General features: G+C 61.3%; 16 protein-coding genes and 1 pseudogene. 8 read left to right on the top strand and 9 right to left on the bottom strand.

What is annotated here, in order from left to right:
- Positions 1-67 precede the first annotated feature (67 nt).
- A complete protein-coding gene (locus CQ041_RS18990) occupies positions 68-985 on the top strand; it encodes a LysR family transcriptional regulator (protein WP_105523934.1) in 918 nt (305 codons plus the stop codon).
- On the opposite strand, the gene CQ041_RS18985 is transcribed toward CQ041_RS18990, so the two are convergent.
- Positions 982-1,878, bottom strand: a complete 897-nt coding sequence (locus tag CQ041_RS18985) for a LysR family transcriptional regulator (protein WP_105523935.1) — start codon at positions 1,876-1,878, stop codon at positions 982-984. The two genes, CQ041_RS18990 and CQ041_RS18985, sit on opposite strands and share 4 nt — an antisense overlap.
- Before the next feature lie 106 nt (positions 1,879-1,984).
- Between CQ041_RS18985 and CQ041_RS18980 the strand changes: the two genes are divergently transcribed.
- Positions 1,985-2,743, top strand: a complete 759-nt coding sequence (locus CQ041_RS18980; RefSeq protein ID WP_105523936.1) for an SDR family NAD(P)-dependent oxidoreductase — start codon at positions 1,985-1,987, stop codon at positions 2,741-2,743.
- Here CQ041_RS18980 and CQ041_RS18975 read toward each other — a convergent pair.
- Entirely contained in the window at positions 2,642-3,175 is a 534-nt protein-coding gene (locus CQ041_RS18975; protein ID WP_105523937.1) for a multidrug/biocide efflux PACE transporter, read from the bottom strand. The genes CQ041_RS18980 and CQ041_RS18975 overlap by 102 nt on opposite strands.
- 88 nt (positions 3,176-3,263) lie before the next feature.
- On the opposite strand from CQ041_RS18975, the gene CQ041_RS18970 reads away from it, so the two are divergent.
- Complete coding sequence (locus CQ041_RS18970; protein ID WP_105523938.1) at positions 3,264-4,118, top strand: LysR family transcriptional regulator; 855 nt, start codon at positions 3,264-3,266, stop codon at positions 4,116-4,118.
- 35 nt (positions 4,119-4,153) lie between these two features.
- On the opposite strand, the pseudogene CQ041_RS18965 reads toward CQ041_RS18970, so the two are convergent.
- The 4 genes and pseudogenes from CQ041_RS18965 to CQ041_RS18950 form a co-directional block, all read right to left on the bottom strand.
- Positions 4,154-4,285, bottom strand: a pseudogene (locus tag CQ041_RS18965) (RNA polymerase subunit sigma-24); the annotation flags it as partial.
- The gene (locus CQ041_RS18960) at positions 4,282-4,761 is read right to left on the bottom strand and encodes an SRPBCC family protein (protein WP_105523939.1); all 480 of its coding nucleotides are present in this window, start codon (positions 4,759-4,761) and stop codon (positions 4,282-4,284) included. The pseudogene CQ041_RS18965 and the gene CQ041_RS18960, both read right to left, overlap by 4 nt.
- A gap of 34 nt (positions 4,762-4,795) precedes the next feature.
- Entirely contained in the window at positions 4,796-5,143 is a 348-nt protein-coding gene (locus CQ041_RS18955; protein ID WP_105523940.1) for a YciI family protein, read from the bottom strand.
- A gap of 42 nt (positions 5,144-5,185) precedes the next feature.
- Complete coding sequence (locus CQ041_RS18950) at positions 5,186-5,605, bottom strand: nuclear transport factor 2 family protein (protein ID WP_105523941.1); 420 nt, start codon at positions 5,603-5,605, stop codon at positions 5,186-5,188.
- Positions 5,606-5,755: 150 nt separating this feature from the next.
- Here CQ041_RS18950 and CQ041_RS18945 point away from each other — a divergent pair, with 150 nt between their 5' ends.
- Positions 5,756-6,256, top strand: a complete 501-nt coding sequence (locus CQ041_RS18945) for a GNAT family N-acetyltransferase (protein WP_105523942.1) — start codon at positions 5,756-5,758, stop codon at positions 6,254-6,256.
- A gap of 60 nt (positions 6,257-6,316) precedes the next feature.
- Here the strand turns inward: CQ041_RS18945 and CQ041_RS18940 are convergent, their stop codons facing one another.
- Complete coding sequence (locus tag CQ041_RS18940) at positions 6,317-6,799, bottom strand: GyrI-like domain-containing protein (protein ID WP_105523943.1); 483 nt, start codon at positions 6,797-6,799, stop codon at positions 6,317-6,319.
- Positions 6,800-6,994: 195 nt separating this feature from the next.
- Between CQ041_RS18940 and alaC the strand changes: the two genes are divergently transcribed.
- The gene (gene alaC, locus CQ041_RS18935) at positions 6,995-8,206 is read left to right on the top strand and encodes an alanine transaminase (protein WP_105523944.1); all 1,212 of its coding nucleotides are present in this window, start codon (positions 6,995-6,997) and stop codon (positions 8,204-8,206) included.
- Positions 8,207-8,303: 97 nt separating this feature from the next.
- On the opposite strand, the gene CQ041_RS18930 is transcribed toward alaC, so the two are convergent.
- Together CQ041_RS18930 and CQ041_RS18925 are read right to left on the bottom strand one after the other, a co-directional pair.
- Complete coding sequence (locus CQ041_RS18930) at positions 8,304-9,656, bottom strand: GntP family permease (protein WP_068932357.1); 1,353 nt, start codon at positions 9,654-9,656, stop codon at positions 8,304-8,306.
- Positions 9,657-9,740: 84 nt separating this feature from the next.
- Complete coding sequence (locus CQ041_RS18925) at positions 9,741-10,274, bottom strand: gluconokinase (protein ID WP_105523945.1); 534 nt, start codon at positions 10,272-10,274, stop codon at positions 9,741-9,743.
- Positions 10,275-10,487: 213 nt separating this feature from the next.
- Between CQ041_RS18925 and CQ041_RS18920 the strand changes: the two genes are divergently transcribed.
- The 3 genes from CQ041_RS18920 (at position 10,488) to CQ041_RS18910 (ending at position 13,662) form a co-directional block, all read left to right on the top strand.
- Positions 10,488-11,519 (top strand): LacI family DNA-binding transcriptional regulator, encoded by a 1,032-nt coding sequence (locus CQ041_RS18920; RefSeq protein ID WP_163002603.1) that lies wholly within the window; start codon positions 10,488-10,490, stop codon positions 11,517-11,519.
- Between the two features lie 74 nt (positions 11,520-11,593).
- Positions 11,594-12,226, top strand: coding sequence for a glutathione S-transferase family protein (locus CQ041_RS18915; RefSeq protein WP_105523947.1), 633 nt, complete (start codon positions 11,594-11,596; stop codon positions 12,224-12,226).
- 20 nt (positions 12,227-12,246) lie between these two features.
- Positions 12,247-13,662: an MFS transporter gene (locus CQ041_RS18910; RefSeq protein ID WP_105523948.1), complete on the top strand. Its 1,416-nt coding sequence runs from the start codon at positions 12,247-12,249 to the stop codon at positions 13,660-13,662.
- Positions 13,663-13,787: the final 125 nt, after the last annotated feature.

Genomic DNA, 13,787 nt, shown 5'->3' with positions numbered 1-13,787 from the left:
GCTGCGGCTTGACCCCTTGGGAAGATCTATTATCAGATGACCCATCTTCTGAAAAACAGATACCGTCATGTCCCTGACCCTGCGCCAAGTCCGCTACTTCGTCGCCACCGCCGAAATCGGCCAGATTTCCCAGGCGGCCATTCACCTGAACATCTCCCAATCGGCGGTGACCACGGCGATCAAAGAGTTGGAGGCCATGCTCGGCGTGCAATTGTTCGTGCGCTCGGCCCAGGGCATGAACCTGACCGACGCCGGCCGGCACTTTCTCAACCGGGCCTACGTGATCCTGCGCAGTGTCGATGACGCGCTCAACAGCCCACTGCCCGACTACCGCGCCAGCGGCGTGTTGCGCCTGGCCGCCAGTTATACGGTGCTCGGCTACTTCCTGCCCCACCACCTGCAGCGCATGGAACACTGGCACCCCGACGTGACCATCGAGGTCTTCGAGCAGGAACGCCAGGCCATCGAACAAGGCTTGCTCGACGGCCAGTTCGACATGGCCGTGGTGCTCACGGCCAACCTCACTCACCCGGATATCGTCTCGGAAATCCTGTTCAACTCGGAGCGGCGCCTGTGGCTGCCCAGCCATCATCCCTTGTGCGAACGGGGCGCCGTGAGCCTGGCGGATGTGGCCCAGGAACCCTACATCCTGCTCACCGTCGACGAAGCCGAACACAGCGCCATGCGTTACTGGGAACAGGCCGGCCAAGTGCCCAGGGTGCGCCTGCGCACCAGTTCGGTGGAGGCGGTGCGCAGCATGGTCGCCAACGGCAGCGGCGTGGCGATCCTGTCAGACCTGGTGCATCGGCCCTGGTCACTGGAAGGCAAGCGCATCGAAACCCTTACGGTCACGGACCCGGTAACGCCCATGAGCGTGGGCCTGGCCTGGCATCGCGAACGCGCATTTACCCCGGCGATGCAGGCAGTGCGCGATTACTTTCACGACGCGTTCCTGGCGCCGCAACAGTTGTCGGCACGGCGTTAGAGGTGGGACTGCAACGTGGCCGCCAGCCAGTCCATGAATACCCGAACACGTTGCGGCAAATGCCGTTGGCCGGCGTAGAGCAGCGACACCTCCAGTGGCGGCGCCGGGTAGTCTGGCAGCAGTGCGACCAATTCACCGCTGGCCAATAAATCGCCGATGCCCAAGGCCGGCACCTGGGTAATACCGAAGCCACCCAGGCACGCCGACTTGTACGCATCGGTGCTGTTGACCGTCACCCGCCCGGCCATTGGAATACGCTGCACCTTGTTGCCCTGCAGGTACTCGAACCCGGCCGAACGCGACCCCAGCGGACGCACGTAGTGCACCAACTGGTGCTGCGCCAGGTCGGCCAACGTCTGGGGCACGCCATGACGTTGCAGGTAAGCCGCGCTCGCGCAGTTGATCATGGGCATGCTGCACAGGCGCCGTGCCACCACCGTCTGGTCCGGCTGCGCGCCGACCCGCAGCACGCAATCGAACCCTTCCGCGAGCAGGTCGACCTGACGGTCAGTGGTACTGATTTCCAGCTCGATCAGTGGGTGCGCCTCCATGAACTGCGGCAGGCGCGGCAGGATCAGGTCTCGCGCCATGACATTGGGCATGTCCACGCGAATGCGGCCGCTGAGTTGGGCCTCATCCTGGCGGAACAACCCCTCCAGCTCCTCCATGTGCGACAACAGGTCCTTGCTGCGTTCATACAGCACGCGGCCATCCTGGGTCGCCTGCACCTTGCGCGTGGTGCGTTGCAGCAAGCGTGCGCCCAGCAATTCCTCCAGCGCCTGCACATGTTCCGACACGGTAGAACGCGGCAGGCCCAGGCTCTCGCCGGCCTGGGTAAAACTCGACAATTCGGTGACGCGCACGAAGGTGCGCAGCAGCTCAAGCTTGTTCATGGGATTGTTCGCCTTATCCGGCCAGTGATTCCGGTATAGCGCTGTTTATCACGTTATGGGCGAATAAATACACTCGGTGCCACTGATCACTCAAGAGGACTGCACCATGACCCGTAAAATCGCACTGATTACCGGCGCCAGCCGTGGCCTGGGCAAGAACGCCGCACTGCACCTGGCGGCACAGGGCGTCGACATCATCGGTACCTATCACAGCAAGGCCGACGAAGCGCAGGCATTGGTCACCCAGATCGAACAGTTGGGGGGACGCGCCGCGATGCTGCAACTGGATGTGGGCCAGAGCGCGGGTTTCAACAATTTTGTCGGCAAGGTGGCCGGCGTGCTCAACGACGTATTTGCGCAGGATCGCTTCGATTTCCTGGTCAACAACGCGGGCATCGGCGTCCACGCCAGCTTTGCCGAGACAACTGAAGCACAGTTCGACCAACTGGTAGCGATCCAATTCAAAGGCCCGTTTTTCCTCACACAACAGTTATTGCCCCTGCTGCGTGACGGTGGCCGCATCCTCAATATTTCCAGCGGCCTGGCGCGCTTCAGTCTGCCCGGTTATGCCGCCTACGCCGCAATGAAAGGCGCGATGGAAGTCCTCACGCGTTACCAGGCCAAGGAGTTGGGCGCGCGCGGCATCAGCGTCAACATCCTCGCCCCGGGCGCGATTGAAACCGACTTCGGTGGTGGCGCCGTGCGCGACAACGCCGCACTCAACGCCATGGTTGCCAACAATACCGCCCTGGGACGCGCCGGTTTACCGGACGATATCGGCGGCGCCATCGCCAGCCTGCTGGCCGACGGCAGCCACTGGATCACCGGCCAGCGCATCGAGGCCTCGGGCGGCATGTTCCTCTGATTGAACCCTGCGCCTGCTGATGATTTTTTCCCGAATCACGTCATACCCCCAGTGATAGACGTAGGTGTACGGCAGGAAGAACAGCAGCACGCCAATGTCCAGCATGAACGCCTGCATCAGGCTGATGTTCAGCCACACCGCGATCAACGGCACGGCAACGATGATCAGCCCGCCTTCGAACATCAGCGCATGCAGGACCCGCGTCCAGCCGCCAGCGGGCAGTTGCAGGCGTACTTTGAGGCGGTCAAACAGGCTGTTGAAGAGGATGTTCCAGGTCAGCGCCAACAGGCTCAGGCCCAAGGTCACCGCGCCCATCTCCAGGGCTGGCCGGCCGGTGATCCACACCAGCAGCGGCGTACAGATCAACAACGCCAGGCCTTCAAAACCCAGGGCTTGGCAAACACGTTCAGTAATCGACTTGGTGGGGTTCATGACCCGGCTCCGTGAGTGACGATGGTTGCCATGATTACCCTTTTACTCGATACTTCATAACCAATAACCATCGATCAAGGCGATAGTCATGGCCTCCCATGAAGTGCTGCAGGCGTTTGTCCAGGCCGCGACCCAAGGTTCGTTTTCCGCCGCGGCGCGCAAGCTGGGCAAAAGCCAGTCCACGGTCAGTGCGGCAGTGGCGAGCCTGGAGATTGATCTGGATGTGGTGCTGTTCGACCGCAGCAGCCGCAAGCCGACGCTGACTCCGGCCGGCCACGTGTTGCTGCAACGCGCCGAACAGGTGCTGGAGGCCAACAGTCGTCTGGCGCTGGCGGCGAACCAGTTGTCCCAGGGGTTGGAGCCGAAACTGAGCATCGCCATGTCCGATACCTACCAGTCCGATCGGTTTGAAATCGCCCTCAAAGCCTTCGAGCAGCGCTTTCCGGACCTTGAACTGGAATGCCTGATTGCCGAATGCGAAGACTTGATCGCCCTTGTGCAAAGCGGGCGTGCACACCTTGCCTTTATTGAACAACAGGACGTCTACCCACCCGACCTGACGGGCGCTCTGGTGGAAGAGCGCACGGAAATTGCGCTGTTCGTCGCACCCGCACACCCACTGGCCAAGCTGCGAAACATCTCGGCCGACACACTGCAACAACACCGCGAACTGCGCCTGGCCAGCATCATCAACCCGACCGAAACCCGTCCCAGCGGCCGGGTATGGTCCGCGCCCAGTTACCTGATGCTGATGGAGATGGCACAACTGGGGTTCGGCTGGGCGCCCATCCCGCGCTGGCTGGTAGAGCGTTTTGGCGGCGACCACCTGGTCGAACTCAAGGCTCGCAGCTGGCCACGCTCGGTAGCGGTGGATGCACTGTGGTCACGGCAACACCCGCCGGGGCCGGCCGGAAGCTGGCTGCTGAGTCAGATGCTCGAGTAAGGAACACTCAGCGCTAAACAATGAACATCTGAACAGCGTTGCACCGCGACGAAAAATGCGTCGTGCAGGGCTTCCTCGGCCAGGTCAAAGTCGCCCAGCAAACGAATCAGCGTCGCGAGGACCCGGCGCGACTCGGTGCGGTAAATGGCCTCGACCGACAGGGTCAATCGGGCATGCCTTGGGTCACCAGGGTGACCAGCCGATCCAGGCTCTGGCCCCAGCCATCATGAAAGCCCATGGCTTCGTGGGCCTGCTTGTCTTCGGCTCGCCAATGCATGGCGCGCGCGGTGTAGAGGGTCTTGTTGCCCTCGACTTCCTGCAGCGTCACCTCAGCGGTCATGAACGGCTTGCCGGACGGGATCCAGCCCGGCATGAAGGCATCGGTGAACACCAGGCGCCTTGGCGCGATGATTTCGAGGAACACGCCCTGGGTCGGGTATTCGGCACCGTCCGGCGCTCGCATCAAGGTGCGAAACAGGCCACCGACCCACAGGTTCATTTCGCACTCCGGGGTGGTCATGCCGTGGGGGCCCCACCATTGCCGGAGCAACGCGGGCTCGGTCCAGGCACGGAACACTCGGCTGCGCGGCGCGTCGATTACACGGCTGATGGACAATTCAAACTCGGCAGGTTGCGTAGACATGGGGTAAACCTCTTGAGTCTTATGGTTGTTGTGTTCAGAGATTCAATTCACGCACGGGGCGTACTTCCACACTGCCGACCCGGGCGGCCGGAATACCGCCGGCCACCTGGATCGCTTCGTTCAAATCACGGGCTTCGATCAGGTAGAACCCGGCGAGCTGCTCCTTGGTCTCGGCAAACGGCCCGTCGGTGATCGACAGCTTGCCATTGCGCATGCGCACGGTGGTGGTGGCGGTGGTGACCGACTCCAGCGCTTCGGCAGCGAGCATGCGGCCACTGCCGTGCACCGCCTCGGCGTAGGCATGGCATTCCGGGTCCTTGGGGCTGTCGGGCACGCTGTGCAGCAAGGTTTCATCGCTGTAGACCAGGCACAGGTATTTCATGGTGTTCTCCGGTATCGGATAACTGACTATAGATTGCGGTGCTCAAGGTTTCAGGTCGAACAGACCGGCGCCGGTCTCCATGTCGAAGGGCGTGGACCAGTGCTCATGCACCACTTTCCACTGGCCATCGATGCGCTGGTACCCGGCGCTGACCCGCATCCAGCACGTCTTGAGCACCCCGTCCGGCCCGGTGCCACCACAGTGGGCAAGCCAATGGGCGAAGGCGCTCTCTTCTCCGGCAACGATATGCAGCTCGTGAAAATCGAAAATGCCGGGGCCGGGGCAGAACGCCATGCAGGCCTTCCAGTGCGCCTGGTAGGCAGCCTTGCCCTTGAATTGCAGGGCGCCAACGGCATCGAACGCGACGATATCATCGGCGTAAAAGCTGACAATTCTGTCGACGTCCTTGACGGTCACGGCTTGTTTCCATTGCTCGATCAGGGTGTTGATGGCAGTGCTCATGGCGATACTCCTGTGGGGTAGAAAACATCACGGACGACACCTCTGGTCGAATGGCGCATCGGTCAATCGACAGGTCACTGAAAAAAAATTCCGCCCCTGGCAAACCCGCTAGAATCCAGGCCTCTTTGTAGGATTTCGGATACGCCCCCGATGGAAACCCGCCTTGTCCCCTATGAGACGCTGAGTCTCGTGCAGAAACAGCAACTCGACACCCTGCACGTGCATCCCGAACAACTGGCCTACTCCGGTGATATCTACTGTGCGCTGAACAGCCTGCTGGTCAATCCCCACCCCACCGCGATCAAGGGCTTCGCCCTGCTGGCCGACGAACTGCCTGTCGCGTTCCTGCTGCTCAAACGCCCGCCGTGCCTGCCCCACTGGGCCGATGAACACAGCGCGACGTTGCACGCGTTGCAGGTCGACCACAGGCAGCAGGGCCGTGGATTTGGCAGGGCCTGCCTGCAGGCGCTGCCCGCAGCGGCTTTGCAAGCCTGGCCGCAGATCAAGGGGCTGGAATTATCGGTGGATGCGGACAACGCGGCGGCGATGGGGCTGTATCTGGCGGCCGGGTGGGTGGACAGCGGGGATGCATACAAGGGGCGGATTGGGTATGAGCGCAGGATGAAGTGGGTGTTTGATTCGCAACGATAACGTCACGTAAACACGACATTCACACCTGCATGTCCTGTTTACGTGACATCAGTGAGTGCTTCAGCCTCGTTCGCCTATCGGCAACCAGATCTCCACCGTCCCGGTGCCTTTGCGCGCATCAAAATCCGCACTGTAGCGTTCGAAATCCGCGCCCATGACCTTGTAGCCCGAGTGCGGCAGCCATTCGAACATGATGCGCTCGTAGGTCTGCTCAAGTGCCTGCACCGGCCCATAATGGGAGAACACGGCGTAGTTGAGCGGCGGAATTTCGATGCATTCGAAGTTGCTTGGCACGTCGGCTTTTGTGGGGACTTCGACGCCGGCCATGTAGTCGAATTCGCCATGCTTGGGGTTATGGCAGACGCCATAGGTCACACCGCCGACGCGTTTCTTGATGTCCTTGATACAGGTGTCGAACAACTCCCACAGCTTGGGGATATCACCTACGGTGGCCTTCGAATAACGCCCTTGAACCCCAGCGATGACCAGGGCCTTACCGGCTTCCATGCGTGGCTCCAGCGGTTGTTTTGCTTGCTGATTCATCCGAACAGTCTCCTTCTTATGAGGGAACAAACCCGCATCGAGTATAGGGGCATATCCACGCCGCCATCCAAGTAGAAATTTTTCCTACACGTCTGGACAACTGGCCATCATCGACCGTATTGTCAGCCCCGCAGGCCACCGCAGTGGCCGACGTCGCTCGGACGGTTCCGGGCGCTTACGTACTTCGAGGCAACAATGGCAGACCAAGGTTCGCCGCGCCGCTTTGCGCGCATAGATCGACTCCCCCCCTATGTTTTCAATATCACTGCCGAGCTGAAGATGGCTGCGCGTCGGCGCGGCGAAGACATCATCGACTTGAGCATGGGTAATCCCGACGGCGCCACGCCGCCGCATATCGTCGAAAAACTCGTGCAAGTGGCCCAGCGCGAAGACACCCACGGTTACTCCACGTCCAAGGGCATTCCGCGACTGCGCCGGGCGATCTCGCGCTGGTACAAGGACCGTTACGCCGTGGACATCGACCCCGAGTCGGAAGCCATCGTGACCATCGGTTCCAAGGAAGGCCTGGCGCACCTGATGCTGGCCACCCTGGACCAGGGCGATACCGTGCTGGTGCCCAACCCGAGCTACCCGATTCACATCTACGGTGCCGTGATCGCTGGCGCCCAGGTGCGCTCGGTGCCGTTGGTGCCCGGCGTGGACTTTTTCGCCGAGCTGGAGCGCGCCATTCGCGGCTCGATCCCGAAACCGAAGATGATGATCCTGGGCTTCCCGTCCAACCCCACCGCCCAGTGCGTGGAGCTGGATTTCTTCGAGCGCGTGATCGCCCTGGCCAAGCAGTACGACGTACTGGTCATCCACGACCTGGCCTATGCCGACATCGTCTACGACGGCTGGAAAGCCCCGTCGATCATGCAGGTACCGGGCGCCAAGGACATTGCGGTGGAATTTTTTACCCTGTCCAAGAGCTACAACATGGCCGGCTGGCGCATTGGTTTCATGGTGGGCAACCCGGAACTGGTCAACGCCCTGGCGCGGATCAAGAGCTACCACGACTACGGCACCTTCACGCCGCTGCAAGTGGCAGCGATTGCGGCATTGGAAGGCGATCAGCAGTGCGTCAAAGACATCGCCGAACAGTATCGCCAGCGTCGCAACGTGCTGGTAAAGGGCCTGCACGAACTGGGCTGGATGGTTGAGAATCCGAAGGCGTCGATGTACGTCTGGGCGAAGATTCCCGAGCAATATGCCGCCATGGGCTCGCTGGAATTTGCCAAGAAGTTGCTGCTGGAAGCGAAGGTGTGCGTGTCGCCAGGCATTGGCTTTGGTGAGTATGGCGATGATCATGTGCGCTTTGCGCTGATCGAGAACCAGGACCGGATTCGCCAGGCGGTGCGGGGGATTCGCGGGATGTTCAGGGCGGATGGATTGGTCACTAAAGCCTGACCCAATCCATCTGAATAAATGTGGTCAAACAGGTGGGAGGGGGCTTGCCCCCTCCCACCTTTGATTGGGTTACCACATTTGGATTGCGGTGTACCTGTTACACCACCAGCGACAACAGCATGATAAAGATCAACGCCACGATCGACAGAATCGTCTCCATCGCCGTCCAGGTCTTGAACGTCTCCGCCACGGTCATGTTGAAGTACTGCTTCACCAGCCAGAACCCCGCATCGTTGACGTGCGACAGGATCAACGACCCCGCCCCCGTCGCCAGTACCAGCAGCTCACGGTTGACGCCTGGGATCATCCCCACCACCGGCACCACAATGCCCGCGCCGGTAATGGTCGCGACGGTCGCCGAACCGGTGGCCACACGAATCACCGCCGCGACCAGCCACGCCAGCAGAATCGGGTTGATCTGCGCGTTCACCGCCATGTGGCCGATCACGTCGCCCACGCCGCTGGTCACCAGCATCTGCTTGAAACCACCGCCGGCACCGATGATCAGGATGATCGCGGCGGTCGGCGCAAGGCTGGCATCCAGCAACTTGAGGATTTGCTTGGAGTGAATGCCCTGGCGATGGCCAAAGGTGTACAGCGACAGCAGCAACGCCAGCAGCAGTGCGGAGATCGGGTGACCGATCATGTCCATCCAGTTGCGCACGATGTGACCATCGGGCAAACCGATGTCAGCAAAGGTCTTGAGCAGCATCAGGAACACCGGCAACAGCACGGTGATCAAGGTGATGCTGAAGCTCGGCAGGTTTTTGTGTTCCGACTCACGGGCCAGTTGGTCCACCAGTTCCTGGGACGGGTTGCCCGGAATGTACTTGGCGATGAACGTACCGAAGATCGGACCGGCAATGATGGCGGTCGGCAGTGCGACGATCAGGCCGTACAAGATGGTCTTGCCGATGTCCGCGCCAAACACGCCAATGGCCAGCAGCGGGCCCGGGTGCGGTGGCACCAGGCCGTGCACTGCCGACAGGCCGGCGAGCAGCGGGATACCGATCTTGATCAGCGACACGCCAGTGCGGCGCGCGACGATGAACACCAGCGGGATCAGCAGCACAAAGCCGATCTCGAAGAACAGCGGGATGCCCACCAGGAACGCGGCGAACATCATCGCCCACTGGACCTTTTCCTTGCCGAAGGCGCGGATGAGGGTCTGGGCGATCTGATCGGCGCCGCCGGATTCGGCCATCATCTTGCCGAGCATGGTGCCCAGCGCGAGGATGATGCCGACAAAACCGAGCACGCCGCCAAAACCGTCCTGGAACGCCTTGATGATCTTGTCCACGGGCATACCCGAGGTCAGACCGAGGAAACCGGCCGCGATGATCAGCGCAATGAACGGGTGCACCTTGAACTTGGTGATCAGAACGATCAACCCAATGATAGTGACCACTGCATCTAGCAGCAGGTATGACTCGTGGGACATGCCAAACATGGGGGGTCTCTCCTGTTTGTTGTTGTTATTAAAGCGGGTGTTGAATTTCCTGCCGGGGATAGCGCTATCTTTTCCGGCAAAAAATCACTTGGAAGGTTCAAAGCCGTGCTGCAGCCACCAGGCATGGGTCTGCTCGGCCAATTGCTCGACGCTGTCGACACTGGCGTTGAGGGCCAGGGTCAGCGGTTCGCCCACGGGCGATTCGAGGGTGGCGAACTGGCTGTCGATCAGGCTGGCCGGCATGAAGTGGCCGGGGCGATGGGACACGCGGTCGGACGCCACTTCACGGCTCAATTCCAGGAAGACAAAACCCAGGCCCGGCGCGGCTTCGCGCAGATGGTCGCGGTATTTTTTCTTCAGGGCTGAACAGGTGAGTACCGGGTGTTGCCCGGCGTTGAGCGAACGGCGCAGTTCATCGCAGAGGATGTCGAGCCAGCCGGCGCGGTCGTCGTCGTTGAGGGGGTGGCCGGCGCTCATCTTTTCGATGTTGGCGGCAGGGTGAAAGCTGTCGCCTTCAATGGCAGTGGCGCCGTTCAGGCGGCACACGGCCTCGCTGACGCTGGTCTTGCCACAGCCAGCAACACCCATGATGACCAGGGCAGTAACAGGTTGACTCATGTAACACCTCAAGACGCAGATAGCGCTACCTTTGCACGCTCTAAGGCTAGTGCAAAAACAGGCTTTTCCCGCGCCGTCTTGTCTTTTTTTATGGAGTGACGCGTGCATCCGCTCCAAGCGTTTGAACAGGATCAGGCAACCCTTTGTTCAAGAATTTGCAGCCTTTTGGAGACAGCGCTACCTTAGTGCCTCGATTTTTGTTTGGCAAGCCGCCTGATGACCTCCAAGAACGATAAAAAATTGCGCACCACGGGTCGCCCAACCCTCAATGAAGTGGCCCGCCTCGCCGGCGTCAGCCCGATCACCGCTTCCCGCGCCCTGCGCGGTATCAGCACCGTGGCCACGGAACTGGTGGAAAAAGTCCAGCACGCCGCCGCAGAGTTGAACTACGTGGTCAACCCCGCCGCCCGCGCCCTGGCGTCGGCCCAGAGCCATTCGGTGGTGGTGTTGGTGCCGTCGCTGTCCAACCTGCTGTTCATCGAAACCCTCGAAGCCATTCATCAGGTACTGCGGCCCAGGGGCTTCGAAGTGCTGATCGGCAACTTCCACTACTCCCGCGACGAAGAAGAAAACCTGCTGCGCAACTACATGGCCTACCAGCCACGGGGTTTGCTGCTGACCGGCTTCGACCGCACCGAAAGCGCCCGACGGATGGTCGAGGCCAGCAACGTGCCCTGCGTCTACATGATGGACCTGGACCCCAATGCCGGGGTGAACTGCGTGGGTTTCTCGCAATTGGCCGCCGGCGAAACGGCGGCAGCGCACTTGCTGTCCCGTGGCTACAAACGCCTGGCATATATCGGTGCCCAACTGGACCAGCGCACCCTGCTGCGCGGCGAAGGTTTCCGCCGCGCCCTGCAACACGCCAACCGGTACGACCCGGCGCTGGAACTGCTGACACCCCGCCCGTCATCCGTGGGCCTGGGTGGCGAACTGTTCCTGCAACTGCTGGCCGCCCACCCTGACGTGGATGCGATCTTCTTCGGCAACGACGACCTGGCCCAGGGTGCCCTGCTCGAAGCCATGCGCCATGGCATCAAGGTGCCGGAGCGTGTGGCGGTGCTGGGTTTCAATGACCTGCCCTCTTCGTCCTTCATGGTGCCGCGCCTGAGCAGCATCAGTACGCCGCGAGAGGCGATCGGGCGACGATCGGCGGAGCACCTGCTGACAATCATGGCCGGCAACAAGATTGCCAAGCCTGTGGTGGACATGGGCTTCGAACTTCAGGTGCGTGAAAGCACCTGACCCTGCCGGGGGGAATGTTTGCAATTTGTTTCGGCGTGCTAAATTGGCGGTTCTCCAAATGCCAGGGAAGCACCATGGGACACTCACTGAAAATATTGGGCCGCACCTCCTCCATCAACGTGCGAAAAGTCCTGTGGACCTGCCAGGAACTGGGCATCGACTACCACCGCGAAGACTGGGGCATCGGTTTCTCCCCCACCCAGTCCGCGCCATTCCTGGCGTTGAACCCCAATGCCCAAGTGCCGGTGTTGATCGACGATCACGGCGTGTTGTGGGAGTCCAATACCATCTGCCGTTACCTCGTCGGCCTGTATGAACGCCACGACCTGCTGCCCGCCGAACCCGCGCCGCGGGCCCGCGTCGAGCAATGGATGGACTGGCAAGCCACCGAGCTGAACCCGTCCTGGGGCTACGCGTTCCACGCACTGGTACGGCAGAACCCGGACTACCAGGACCCGCAGCGCATCCAGGCCGGCGTGCAGGCCTGGAACGACAAAATGGGCCTGCTGGAACAGCAACTGCTCAAGACCGGTGCCTATGTGGCCGGCAGTGAGTTCACCCTGGCCGACATCCTCATCGGCCTCTCCGTGCACCGTTGGCGCAACGCCCCGCTGCAGCACCCGCCCTACCCTGCGGTCGAGGCGTATTACCAGCGCCTCAGCCAGCGTCCCGGTTTCCAGGCATTCGCCCTCAACGGTCATAACTAACAATAACGATAAGGTTCTCCATGTCCACGCGCACCACCTCCCCCACCGACGGAGTCGACCCACTCCGCGCCGCCCATATCAGCGCGCGCATCGACCGCCTGCCTGCCGTTGCCACCGTCTGGCGCCTGGTGGCGCTGCTGTCCATCGGCGGTTTTTTCGAGCTGTATGACCTGTTCCAGACGGCTTACATCAGCCCCGGCCTGATCAGTGACGGGATTTTCCATACCGGCAAAGAGGGCGTCTTCGGTTTCTCCGACCAGGCTGCATTCGCTTCCGCCACGTTCCTGGGCCTGTTCCTCGGCGCCAGCCTGCTCAGCCCCTTCGCCGACCGCTTCGGCCGCCGGGCGATTTTCACCTTCGCGCTCATCTGGTACACCATCGCCACCGTGCTGATGGGCATCCAGACCTCCGCCATGGGCATTATCTGCATGCGCTTCCTGGTGGGCATTGGCCTGGGTATCGAGCTGGTGACCATCGACGCCTACCTCTCGGAACTGGTGCCCAAGCGCATGCGCAGCTCGGCGTTTGCCTTCGCGTTTTTCATCCAGTTCCTATCGGTGCCGGCGGTGGCGTTGATGTCGTGGTGGCTGGTGCCACAGGCGCCGTTCGGGGTGTCGGGCTGGCGCTGGGTGGTATTGAGCAGTGCAGTGTTTGCACTGTTTATCTGGCACCTGCGCAAACGTCTGCCGGAGTCACCGCGCTGGCTCGCACAAAAGGGTCGCTTCGACGAAGCCGGAGCGATCATGGATAACCTGGAGGCGCGCTGCCAGAAGGACCACGGCAAACCGCTGGATGAACCCGAGCCGGAAGCCGTGAGCGTGCAAGGCAGCGGCCGTTTTGCCGATATCTGGCAACCCCCCTACCGCCGTCGCGCCCTGATGCTGATCGTATTCCATGTGTTCCAGGCCATCGGTTTCTTCGGTTTCGGCAACTGGCTGCCCGCACTGCTTTCCGGCCAGGGCGTGAGCGTGACCCACAGTTTGCTCTACGCGTTCATCATCACCCTCGCTTACCCGCTGGGGCCGTTGCTGTTCGTGAAAGTGGCCAACCGCTTTGAAAACAAATGGCAGATCGTCGGCTCGGCCCTGGGCGCGATGATCTTCGGCAGCTTGTTCGCGCTGCAAACCACGGCGGTGGGGCTGGTGATCTGCGGGGTGATGATCACGTTCTGCAACGCCTGGCTGAGCTTCAGTTATCACTCGTACCAGAGCGAACTGTTCCCCACCAACATCCGCGCACGGGCGGTGGGGTTCTGTTACTCCTTCAGCCGTTTGTCGACGGTCTTCAGCAGCCTGTTGATCGGTTTTATCCTCGAACACCTGGGCACGCCGGGCGTACTGGCCTTTATCGCCAGCAGCATGTTGATCGTGATGATCACCATCAGTTGGTTCGGGCCGCGCACGCGTAACCTGGCACTGGAGAACATCGCCCATTGATGGGAGGGCGCGGCCGAGCACTACAGGCCCCACCCCACTACCCAAGCCTTGGCCCGACACGGTGAGCGTGGACTACTTTCGTCAGACAGACAGTGGTTTCCGGACGAGGTTTGCAGCTAAAAGCG

The sequence above is a fragment of the Pseudomonas sp. MYb60 genome (assembly GCF_002979555.1).
Classification (GTDB): domain Bacteria; phylum Pseudomonadota; class Gammaproteobacteria; order Pseudomonadales; family Pseudomonadaceae; genus Aquipseudomonas.
Note: the sequence above shows the minus strand (reverse complement) of the source record. Positions and strands in the feature narration are given on the sequence as shown.